Annotated in this window: 11 protein-coding genes; 5 read left to right on the plus strand and 6 right to left on the minus strand. The window is 70.2% G+C overall.

The annotated features are described in order from the left end of the window. The first annotated feature begins 4 nt into the window (after nucleotides 1–4). The 4 genes from ACFYY1_RS34810 to ACFYY1_RS34825 all read left to right on the plus strand — a co-directional run bounded on the left by ACFYY1_RS34810 (nucleotide 5) and on the right by ACFYY1_RS34825 (nucleotide 4229). Nucleotides 5–520 carry an AAA family ATPase gene (locus tag ACFYY1_RS34810; RefSeq protein WP_388592708.1) on the plus strand — a complete coding sequence of 172 codons (516 nt, stop codon included), beginning with the start codon at nucleotides 5–7 and terminating at the stop codon, nucleotides 518–520. 30 nt (nucleotides 521–550) lie between these two features. Next, nucleotides 551–1177 (plus strand): HAD family hydrolase, encoded by a 627-nt coding sequence (locus ACFYY1_RS34815; RefSeq protein ID WP_388592711.1) that lies wholly within the window; start codon nucleotides 551–553, stop codon nucleotides 1175–1177. Nucleotides 1178–1452: 275 nt separating this feature from the next. Further along, entirely contained in the window at nucleotides 1453–2811 is a 1359-nt protein-coding gene (locus ACFYY1_RS34820) for a helix-turn-helix domain-containing protein (RefSeq protein ID WP_388592714.1), read from the plus strand. A gap of 62 nt (nucleotides 2812–2873) precedes the next feature. Beyond that, entirely contained in the window at nucleotides 2874–4229 is a 1356-nt protein-coding gene (locus ACFYY1_RS34825; RefSeq protein WP_388592715.1) for a tetratricopeptide repeat protein, read from the plus strand. A gap of 91 nt (nucleotides 4230–4320) precedes the next feature. Here ACFYY1_RS34825 and ACFYY1_RS34830 read toward each other — a convergent pair whose 3' ends face one another. The 4 genes from ACFYY1_RS34830 to ACFYY1_RS34845 all read right to left on the minus strand — a co-directional run bounded on the left by ACFYY1_RS34830 (nucleotide 4321) and on the right by ACFYY1_RS34845 (nucleotide 7217). Continuing rightward, the gene (locus ACFYY1_RS34830; protein WP_388592718.1) at nucleotides 4321–5253 is read right to left on the minus strand and encodes a phytanoyl-CoA dioxygenase family protein; all 933 of its coding nucleotides are present in this window, start codon (nucleotides 5251–5253) and stop codon (nucleotides 4321–4323) included. A gap of 13 nt (nucleotides 5254–5266) precedes the next feature. Beyond that, on the minus strand, nucleotides 5267–6151 hold the full coding sequence (locus ACFYY1_RS34835) for a T3SS effector HopA1 family protein (RefSeq protein WP_388592720.1): 885 nt from the start codon (nucleotides 6149–6151) through the stop codon (nucleotides 5267–5269). Further along, nucleotides 6138–6977, minus strand: a complete 840-nt coding sequence (locus ACFYY1_RS34840; RefSeq protein WP_388592721.1) for a phosphotransferase — start codon at nucleotides 6975–6977, stop codon at nucleotides 6138–6140. The genes ACFYY1_RS34835 and ACFYY1_RS34840 overlap by 14 nt, the downstream gene beginning before the upstream one ends. 84 nt (nucleotides 6978–7061) lie before the next feature. Then, a complete protein-coding gene (locus tag ACFYY1_RS34845) occupies nucleotides 7062–7217 on the minus strand; it encodes a hypothetical protein (RefSeq protein ID WP_388592724.1) in 156 nt (51 codons plus the stop codon). Between the two features lie 381 nt (nucleotides 7218–7598). On the opposite strand from ACFYY1_RS34845, the gene ACFYY1_RS34850 reads away from it, so the two are divergent. Then, nucleotides 7599–8177 (plus strand): GNAT family N-acetyltransferase, encoded by a 579-nt coding sequence (locus tag ACFYY1_RS34850; protein ID WP_388592726.1) that lies wholly within the window; start codon nucleotides 7599–7601, stop codon nucleotides 8175–8177. 176 nt (nucleotides 8178–8353) lie between these two features. Here the strand turns inward: ACFYY1_RS34850 and ACFYY1_RS34855 are convergent, their stop codons facing one another. Beyond that, a complete protein-coding gene (locus ACFYY1_RS34855; protein WP_388592728.1) occupies nucleotides 8354–10066 on the minus strand; it encodes a proline--tRNA ligase in 1713 nt (570 codons plus the stop codon). Between the two features lie 221 nt (nucleotides 10067–10287). Further along, nucleotides 10288–10740, minus strand: a 453-nt coding sequence (locus ACFYY1_RS34860) for a zinc-binding dehydrogenase (protein ID WP_388592730.1), incomplete at its 5' end; no start/stop codon positions are given.

Raw genomic sequence — 10740 nt, forward strand, 5'->3', positions numbered from 1 at the left:
GCCCTTGCCCGCCCGCACCCCCACCCGCGTCATCCTGCTCACCGGAGCGCCCGGCGTCGGAAAGACGGAGGTGTCCCGGCGGCTGACCAAGCGTCTGCCCGGCCGCGTCGCGCTGATCGATCTCGACGCCATCGCCGCCGTCCACCCGTGGCGTGCCGACGAGGCGCTGTTCGACCTCATGACCAGAAACCTGACGGCGCTGCTGCCCGCGTACGAGGAGTGGGGGGCGGACTCCGTCGTGGTCGCCGGCGTGGTCGTGCCCGGCATGGTGTACGACCGTTTGCGTCGGCTGTTCACCGACGAGCGCTGGGACTGGAGTGTCTACGGACTGCGCGCCGGGGCCGCCACGCTCGCCGAGCGGATCAACGGCGACACCAAGTGCCAGGACGCCGGGGCCCGTCTGGCCGACCGCGGCCTGGACGCCCTCGTCGGCGCCATCCCGGACGCCACCCACATCGATACCGACGGCCTCAGCCTGACCGAGGTCGTGGACCAGCTGTCCTCACTCGTCAACTCCTGAGGTACGTGGCCGACTGTGAACGGATTCGTCATGTTCGATCTCGATGACACCCTGGTGGACAGCACCGCCGCGATCGACCGCTGGTTCGTCGAACTCGCCGAGGAGCGGGAGTTGGGGCCCGGCGGACTGGAATTCCTGCGCGCGGAACAGAAGCGGCCCGTTCCCCCCGAGGTGTCGCTCCGGGCCATGATCGAGCACTTCGGTTTCCCGGAGTCACCGGCCCAACTGCACAAGACGTTCGCACGGCGCCTGTCGTATCTCGCCCGGCCCTTCGACGGCGTACTGGACAACCTGCGGCTGATGCGCGAGCGCGGTTGGCGGACCGCGCTGCTGACCAACGGCATGGAGACCGAGCAACGGCCGAAGATGCGCGACGGGCTGATCGACCTGTTCGACGTGGTGTGTTACGCCTACGACGAGGCGGTGAGCAAGCCCGACCCGGAGATCTTCCGCCGGGTGGCGCAGTACGCCGGGCGCGATCTGGAGGGGGCGTGGATGGTGGGCGACTCCCTGCGCCACGACATCGCGGGCGCGCAGGCGGCGGGCATGGCGACGATCTGGATCTCCGGCGGCAGAGCGCTGCCGGCCGACGGGTCCGTACCGGACGAGGTCGTGAAGACGGCCGCGGAAGCGTTCCACGTGCTGCTGGCCCTGTGAGTCTCCCCGGCGTACGGGACCTCCGAGGCGGCCCTGCGGGTCGGGCGCCGCACGTCAGGAACCCGGCCGAGGCGGAATCCGAGCCTTCGGCGGTGCGGTAATCTCTCTCGGAAGGCGATGATTGTCACATTGATCAGTCATGACGTGGTATCTTGTGGACCCTTGGATTCATTGCCTTGGCTGGTCTTGTCGCTGGCTGGACGCTCGCGTCGATGCGGGTCGATTGATTTAGCTAGTCATGGTAAAGAGTCATATGAAGAGGGAAGGGGCCTTAAGTGGATCCCGGGATCGGTGGCCGTATCAGACATCTGCGGACGATGCGCGGTCTCTCGCAGGCCGACTTGGCCGGACCGGAGTTTTCCGCCAGCTACATCTCCCTGATCGAGGCCGGCAAACGGCTGCCCTCGCCCCGCGCGCTGGAACTGATCGCCGCGAGACTCGACTGCCCACCGGGCGAGATCCACGCCGAGGCCGACGCGGCGGTCGACTTCGCTCTCGCCGAGGCCGAATGGGCTCTGGCCGGCGAGGATCCGGCTCTCGCGCTGGAGCGTTTCGGTGAGGTCCGGCGCCAGGCGGCCGAGGCCGCTCATCCGGAACGGGAACGCCAGGCGGCCTGGGGTCAGGCGAGGTCGCTGGAGCGGCTCGAACGCTTCAGCGACGCGCTCGACATCTACTCGCTCCTCTTCCGGGACGCCCCGTTCGCGGAGGACGAGCGCCCCTGCCGATGGGACATCGTCGGGTCGTTGTGCCGCTGTGCGAACGAACTGGGCGCGACGAGCCGGGCCATCGACCTCGGCGAGCAGGCCCTGGCCGAGCTGCGCGAACGCGGCATCGTGCCGTCCGCCGCGGCCATCGAGATCCTGTGCGAACTCGTCCGCGCCCATCTGCAGCGCGGGGACACGGCCCGCGCGCGCGAACTGGTGGTCACGGCCATCGCCCAGGGCGAGGCGCTCCGGGACCCCTGGCAGCTGGCCCAGGCCTACTGGGCCGCCGGCCAGGCGGCCCGGGACGCGGGCCGGACCACGGAGGCCGTGGGCATGGCGTACCGGGCCGTGGATCTCCTTGTGCGGACCAATGGCGAGGCGGTCCTGGGCGAAGCCCTGGCACTGCACGGAACGGTCCTGCTGTGGGACGGCGGCGAGCACCCGCAGGAAGCCGAGTCGGACCTGCGCCGCGCGGCCGACATACACGAACGGGGCCGCCGTTTCACCGAAGCCGCCCGCTGCTACCAGATGTTGGCCCGGAGTGCCCTGGTCGGAGACGACACAGCAGCGGCCATCGCGTTCATCGACCGCGCACTGACGCTGCTGGACAGCGCGCCCGGTGCGGACCAGGCCCAGGCCCTGGTCCTCAGCGCGGCGGCCCTCGCGCTGGGGAAGCGGCGCTCCGAGGCCCTGGCGCGCTGCGACGAGGCGGTCGCGGCGCTGGGCAAGGGGGGCAGCGACCTGCGGCGGCTGGCCGTTCTCTGGGGCGAGGTCGCGGAGGTCTGTTTCGGTCTGGGGGCGCGGCAGAAGGCCGTGGACGCGTGGCGGCGAGGGTTCGCCCTGCTGCGGGACGCCGGTCCGCTGCAACTGCCTTGGCCGTCCGAGCTGTCCGAGCCTTCCGAGCCGTCCGGGTTCGAAGGCGCCTTCTGAACCTAAGGCCCTTCGATACAGGCCCCGTCAAGGGGTAGGATGAAGAGTCAAATCCACGAGTCATGAGCGAGGCCGAGATGTCAGCCGCGAACCAGCTGGGATCCAGAATTCGGGAGCTACGCCGACGCCTTGGGCTCTCCCAGGCTGAACTCGCAGGGGACGAGCTCTCGCCGAGCTACGTCTCCCTGCTGGAGGCGGGAAAGCGCATGCCCTCCGAGGACGTGTTGCGCGGGCTCGCCGGAAAGCTCAACTGCGAGCCCGAGTACTTGCTCGAATGCCTGCACGAGGATCCCGGGGCGGACCTGGATCTGGACTTGAAGTTCGCCGAGCTCTCGATCGCCTCCGGGCAGCCCCAAGCGGCCCTGGAGGCATTCGAGGACGTGGCCGGACGTGCGGGGGAAGCGGCCCTGCCACGCCACGAGTCCCAGGCGCAGTGGGGTGTCGCCCGTGCGCTGGAGGGCCTCGGCCGGCTTGAGGAGGCCGCGCGGAAGTACGAGGCGCTGCTACGGCTGCGACCCACGGACCGGGGGAAGGTGTCGAGCCTGTCCCTGGTGATCGCCCTCTGCCGGTGTCTGCGGGAGCTGGGCGACCTCGATCGCGGGATCGAGGCGGGAGAGAAGGCGTTCGCGGAGCTCCGCGAACTCAAGATCGTACCGACGGTCGAGGGCATCGAGCTGATCTCCACGCTGGTCGGGCTCTACGTGGAGCGCGGTGACCTGTACACGGCGGAGTCGCTCGCCCAGGAGGCCATCGAACAGGCGGGTGCGTTCGACGACCGCCGGGCCATCGGCGCGGCGTACTGGAACGCGGGCCTGGTGGCCCACCGCAACGGCCATCACGAGGAAGCCGCGGCCATGGTGGAGCGGGCGCTCGCCATGTACTCGGAGGGTGACAACGACCGCGCCATCGCCCGGCTGCAGACCGCCTACGCGTCCGTGCTGCTGAACGTGGATCCGCCGCGCCCCGACATGGCCCGGACCCTCCTCGACCAGGCGCGAACGGCGTTGGAGGACGTCGGCGGCGCGGTGGACCTGGCCTACGTCTTCACGAACCTGGCCCATGCGACCCTGCAGCTGGGGGACTTCGACGCCGCGATCGCCTACGCGACCGAGGGGCTGGAGAGGCTGGGGTCCGGACACCGGCTCCAGACGGCCCGCACGCTGCTGGTGCTGGCGACCACCCATTTCCGCAAGGGGGACCAGGCGGAGGCCAAGCGGGTCCAGGAGATCGCCGCGACGCATCTGGAAGCTTCCGGAGCGAGCCGCCAATCCGCCTTCGCATGGGCCGAGTTGGCCGAGTCCTTCGAGGTGGGCGGGGACACCGGGCGGGCCCTGTGGGCGTATCGCCAGAGCATGTCGCAGCTGGGGCACCGGAGCGCACTCGGCCCGCAGAAGGCGGCGGCAGCGCTGAAGGGCTGACCTCCGGTCGGCCGCCCGCCCGGGTGCGGGACCGGAGCCGACCGGTCGTCCGCGGGGTCCCTCCGGGACCCCGCGGACGACCGTTTCGTGATCAGGCCGGGACGCCGGGGGCGGGTGCGCAGATGTCGAGCAGACCGGCCCGCGTCTGCTCCTGTTCGGCATGTCGCAGCCGGGCCACCCGCGCCGATACCGCCACTCGGTAGTCCTCCAGCGCCTCGCGCGGGTCCCGGCCCGCCGGGCCGCGCTCCGGGAGGAAGTGGCCGTACTCGTCATGGCCGCTGACCAGCATCGCGGAGTCCGGCAGCGCGCCGATGGGGCGTACGCGCGTGGACAGGTAGTCGACGGCGAAGGCGATACGCGGGCGGTCCGTGCCGTTGCCGCTGGATCCGTGCACGACGAGCATGTCGTGCAGGGAGCACTGCCCGGCGGAGAGCGTGACGTCGTGCAGGGCGAAGCCGTCGATGTCGACGGCCACCTCGTCGCCGACCTTCGTCGCCGTGTCGGCCGCCGCGCGACGGTGCCGGAAGACACCGTCCCGGTGACTGCCCGCCGCGTAGCGCAGTGTGCCGTTCTCCGCACTGGTGTCGGTGAGCGCCAGCCAGATCCGTACGGAACCCAGTTCGCCGCGGTTCAGTTCGTAGGTCAGCGCGTCCTGGTGCCAGGCGTAAGTGACCTGCTTGCCCGGACGCTTGACGAAGATGTTGGTGCTCCACACCAGCAGGTCGTCCCCGAGCAGGCTGCGGGCGATGCGCAGCAGCCGGGGGTCGCGCACCAGACGGTCGGCCCATGGCTGGAGCAGGTGGATCTTGGGGCCGGCGGCCAGGGAGGCCAGCAGACCGCCGGCGCGCCGGGACTCGTCCAGATGCCGTTCCACGTCGGTGACCAGACCGGCGGCCTCGGCCGCTGACACGGCATCAACCGGGAACAGGAATCCGTCCCGGGCGAAGGCGGCCTGCTGCCCGGCGGTCAGCGGCGGAGCGGAGGGCGAGTCGACGGGACGGTCGGAAGGCGGAGCAGAAGGCACGGTTGCCGTCCTTTCATAGGCGATGGAGTACGTCGGACCAGGACGCGGCGACCTCACGGCTCACCTCGTCGATGCCCACGGAGCCCCGGTCGAGCCAGCCCGAGGCGAGCTCCCGGGACCAGTGCAGGCCCACACTCGTGTGCGCCGGCTGTCCTTCGGGCACTGTCGCCGCGCCGATTCCGGGTGCGACCGGCGAGCTGAATGCCGGTACCTCCGGGGCGAGTTCGTGGGCCACGCCGGCCGCGTCGACGGCGGCCAGCGCGTCCGGCAGGTGGGCCGGGGGCAGATACACGACGATGCTGTCCGCCCTGGCCAGCAGCTCGGGGGAGCCACAGATCTTGGTGGCGAAAGCGACCGGGGAGCCGGTGAGCGACCGGACCAGCCGGCACCACACGTCGACGGCCCGGTCGGGACGGACATTGAGATAGAGCCGGGCGCGCAGCGCGTCGGCCGGGAGCCCGGGTGGGTTCCACCGCAGCCATCGGGTGTCGGAAGCGACCGCCAGCGCCGGGGCGTCGAGCGCCGGTACGTCCTTCGGCCAGGTCGCGGCGACGGACGGCGGCAGAACCGCCTCGGAGCCGTCGCGATGACGGACGATCAGCCGGCCGGCGACGTACCGCGCGCGTGTCCAGTCCGGATGCGGGACGGTCACGTCGGCGAGACGGGCACGGGCGGCGGTGAGCATGGCGGTGAACTGTGCGCGGTTGGCGCTGTCCCGGCCGCCCGGTGGGAAGTTCCTGCTGTGCAGGGTGCGGTAGACGAGGTCCGTGAGATCCGCCTCGTCCGTCGGATGCGCCCGGGACGGACGGACGAGCAGCCGGTCGATCTCGGCCCGCAGTCCCCGCAGGCCGCGCCGGGCGCGCGGGTCCAGGAGCTCGGCTGTGTCACCTCTGGACATCGATCGTCCGCCACCGTTCCGGAGCACGTAGGAGTGAGGCGCCGATTTCGTACAGGCAGGCCACCTGCCGGTCGTAGGTCGTGTAGGCGGCCCGCACGAACGCGCGTACCAGCAGCGCGCAGCCGACGGCGGGGCCCAGCAGCCCCTCGGCGTCGGGGCAGGCGCCCGCGGCGTGCCGGTACTCGGCAAGGGCCGCGCGCACGCTTGCGGTCCAGCGCTCGACGGCCGCGGCGAGCGAGGCCCGGGAGGAGGCCCGCGAGCCGGTGCCGGCCGGAGCGGCCGTGCCGACGAGCAGGTCCGCGAAGAGGGACCCGCACAGGGCGGCCAGGTCACCCGCGGGGCTGCCCCATCCGGCGGTCTCCCAGTCGATCAGTACCGGGGTGCGGGGGGCGACGACGCAGAAGTTCGCCGTGCGCGCGTCACCGTGGCAGGGGACGGACCGCCTTTGCACGCGGTCGCGGATCAGCCGGCCCCGGGAGCGCAGGTCCTCGTCGGTGTGGAGCTCGCCCAGGATCCGGCGCTGGGCGGTCGAGAGGCCGAGGTGGGTTTCCAGTGGGACGGGGTCCCACAGGGGATGCTCGAAGGTGACCGTGTCGTGCAGCGCGGCGGGCGGTGTCGCGGTGTGCACCGCCGCCAGGGTGCGGGCGGCGGCACCGACGAGGTGCACCGCCTCTTCGCCGCCCTGGAGCCGGGTGTCCAGCCGGGGACCGGGGACCTGCTCCAGGGACGGGCGGCCGGAACGGATGCCGACGACCCGCGGGGAGACCGGGTGGCCGTCCGCCGTGTGCAGCGCAGCGGCCCAGTTCGCCACGGCGACTTCCTTCATGTCAACTCCGCTTCCGCGACCGGGCGTTCGATGGTCCGGGCAAGGCCCGCGGTGGGGAGGAACTCCCCACCGCGGAGGGCTTGCTCAGGCGCCGACGCAGGACAGCGTCGGGTTGACACGCACGGCCCACTGCTCGCCGGCCGCGTCCACGTTCAGGTCGACCAGCGTGGCAACGGCCTCTGCGTCGCCCAGGAGGGCGGACAGGACGGACTCACCCGAGGTGCTGATGGCCTTCTCCATGAGGAGGTCTCCTTTTCGGAAGTGGTGGAGCGAACGCTGTGACGCATCCACTCCGTCTTGACCAAGAGAAAATCATCAGTCATGTCACTGAGTCAAGGGGCTCGGTGACCTGTTTCCCGTGAGTACTGTGCATCTTGCGATCCTCTGGCTGTGTCGACTGTAGGGATCGTGAATTTTTGAGACACGTGAGTCAATTCATTCAGTCATGTCGTGTCCGCCGTCCCTGAAACGTACGGGATCGCTGCGTCTCCGCTGCCCGAGAGGCATGGGGCGCCCGGTCGCGCCGATGAGCGGACACGTCCGCCGACCCGCCGGGAAAACGCGTTGCGAGTGACCCGCATCGGATGTCTGATGGGCCGGTCGCCGATCACGGGAGAGAACATGAGGGCATCGTTGCCCACCCCCTCGTTGCAGACCGCCCGCCTTCGGCTGCGTGCCTTCGAAGACGCGGATGCGAACGAGCTCTTCGCGCTGCACAGCAGTGCCTACGTGCTGCGCTACTGGGACTCGCCGCCGTGGACCGAACGCGCGCGCGCCGAGAGGTTCATCACGATGTGCCGGCAGATGGCACAGGAGGGCACCGGGGCGCGGCTGGCCGTGGATCGTGTCTCCGACGGGGCGTTCATCGGCTGGTGCACCCTGAACAGCTGGAATCCGGATTTCCGCAGCGCGTCGCTCGGCTACTGCTTCGCCGACGCGGCGTGGGGCCACGGCTACGCGACGGAGGCCGCGCGCGCTCTGCTGCGGTGGGCCTTCGACACACTGGACCTGAATCGCGTCCAGGCCGAGGCCGATACACGCAACGTGGCTTCTGCCCGCGTGCTGGAGAAGCTCGGCTTCGTGCGTGAGGGGACCTTGCGGGAAGACTGCGTCGTCAACGGCGACGTCTCCGACTCGTGGATCTACGGGCTGCTCAGGCGGGAGTGGCAGCCGTCGTCCGAGCCGGAACCCGCCCACTGAGTGCCGTCGCCGGGCACCCGGTGTCCGCGGTGACTCGCGCCGCCGAACACACAGGCGGCCTGCCCGGCCGGCCACGAGATTCCCCCAGCACACCCGGAGCCGTCAGGAACGGCCGATGGCCTCTCGTCCGGATCATGCCGGGCTCGCGTGCCGCGGCATGATCCGGACGAAAGAACCTAGCCGCGCACGGCCGCCCGTACGAGGCCTTCGACGTGGGTGGCCGCCTCGGCGACCGGCAGCTGGACGCGCTCGCCCGTGATGCGGTGGGTCAACTCGACCTGGCCCTCAGCGAGTCCACGTGTGCCGACGACCACCCGGTAGGGGATTCCGGTCAGCTCCGCGTCCCGGAACTTCGCTCCCGGCCGCTCGTCGCGGTCGTCGATGATGACGTCGACGCCCGTGTCGCGCAGACTCCGGTAGATCTCCTCGGCGACACGGGAGACCTCGGCGTCCTTCGGCTGCGCGACCACGACGGTGACCTCGAACGGGGCGAGCTGCACGGGCCAGCGCAGGCCCATCTCGTCGTGGTGGGTCTCGGCGACGCAGGCGAGGGCGCGCTCGACGCCGATGCCGAAGCTCGCCATGGTGATCGGGGTCTGCTTGCCCTCCTGATTGAGCACGTGGGCGTCGAGCGGAATGCTGTACTTGTGGCCCAGCTTGAAGATGTGGGCGACCTCGACGGCGCGGTGCATGCTCAGGGTGCCGCCGCACTGCGGGCAGGCCTCGCCCGTGCGGACGGCTCGCAGGTCGGCCCACTGCCCCGGCGCGATGTCCCGCTCCACGTCGACACCGCGGAGGTGCACCCCGTCCTTGTTCGCGCCGGTCACCATGGCGGTGCGGCCGCGCAGTTCGAGGTCGGCGACCACCGGGATCCCGGAGACGCCGACCGCCCCGAGGCTGCCGGGAAGGGCGCCGAGGGCCTCGCGGATCTCGTCCGGGTGGGCCGGGCGCACCGTGGTGGCGCCGGTGGCGTCGGTGAGCTTCTGATCGACCAGTTCGTGGTCGCCGCGGAGCAGGACCAGGGTCACCCGGTCGTCCACCACGTAGACCAGGGTCTTGATCTGACGGTTGCCCGGCACGTCGAACTGCTCGGTGAGGTCGTCGATGGTCCGGATGCCGGGGGTGTCGAAGGCCTCGGGGTCGGTGGATCCGCCCTTGTCCTCGACGGGCTCCAGGGACGAGGTGGCCTTCTCGATGTTCGCGGCGTAGTCGCACGACGAGCACGTGACCACGTCGTCCTCGCCGGCCGGGGAGGGGCACATGAACTCGACCGAGTCGCTGCCGCCCATGGTGCCGTTGGAGGCGTGCACGGGCGTGGCGGGGATACCGAGGCGCTTGAAGATGCGTACGTAGGCATCGCGGTGGAGGACGTAGGACCGGTCCAGGCCCGCGTCGTCCAGGTCGAAGCTGTAGGAGTCCTTCATCGTGAACTCGCGTACCCGGATGAGCCCGGACTTGGGGCGCGGCTCGTCGCGGTACTTCGTCTGGAACTGGTACCAGATCTGCGGCAGGTCCCGGTACGAGTTCAACTCCTGGGCGACGGTCGTGAAGATCTCCTCATGGGTGACGCCGAGGGCGACCGAGGCACCCTTGCGGTCCTCCAGACGGAACATCTCCTGGCCCATGACGTCCCAGCGGCCCGAGCGGTGCCAGATCTCCGCGGGATGCATCGTCGGCAGCAGGAACTCCTGGCCGCCGATCTCGTTCATCTCCTCACGGATGATGTTGATGATCTTGTTCCGTACCCGCATCGCGAAGGGCAGCAGCGAGTAGTGTCCGGCCATGAGCTGGCGCATGAAACCAGCGCGCAGCAGTAGGCGGTGACTCGCGGCGTCCGCGTCCGCGGGGTCCTCGCGGAGCGTCGGGATGTACATGTTTGACCAGCGCATTGCTTCCAACTCTCAGTGTGTACCTGGGCCCAGGGGCTGAACGATCGTATTACACCCCGGCTTGACTCAGAGCTCGGATTTTCTGCTGGCTCTCCGGGCGGCGATGGCCCGAACGGTGCGGGGTGCACGGCGCTTTTGGCTCGAACTGGCTTGCGTTTGCCAGGATTTGTCGTACCGGTCGTACCGGCCGTGCCGCTGAGAGCTCTACGCGGCGGTTTGACTCACACCGGTTCGCTCAGCCGGAAGCGGTTGATGGCGTCGATGTGCTGGGCGCGCATCTCCTCGTTGCGCACGCCGAGCCCTTCGCGCGGGGCGAGCGCCAGCACGCCGACCTTGCCCTGGTGGAGGTTGCGGTGGACGTCGTAGGCGGCCTGGCCGGTGTCCTCCAGCGAGTAGACCTTCGACAGCGTGGGGTGGATCCTGCCCTTGGCGACGAGCCGGTTGGCCTCCCACGCCTCGCGGTAGTTGGCGAAGTGCGAGCCCACGATCCGCTTCAGCGACATCCACAGGTAGCGGTTGTCGTACTCGTGGTTGTAGCCGGACGTGGAGGCGCAGGTGGTGATGGTGCCGCCCTTGCGTGTGACGTAGACGGAGGCGCCGAAGGTCTCGCGGCCGGGGTGCTCGAAGACGATGTCCACGTCCTCGCCGCCGGTGAGTTCGCGGATGCGCTTGCC

The sequence above is a fragment of the Streptomyces sp. NPDC001890 genome (genome assembly GCF_042891445.1).
Classification (GTDB): domain Bacteria; phylum Actinomycetota; class Actinomycetes; order Streptomycetales; family Streptomycetaceae; genus Streptomyces.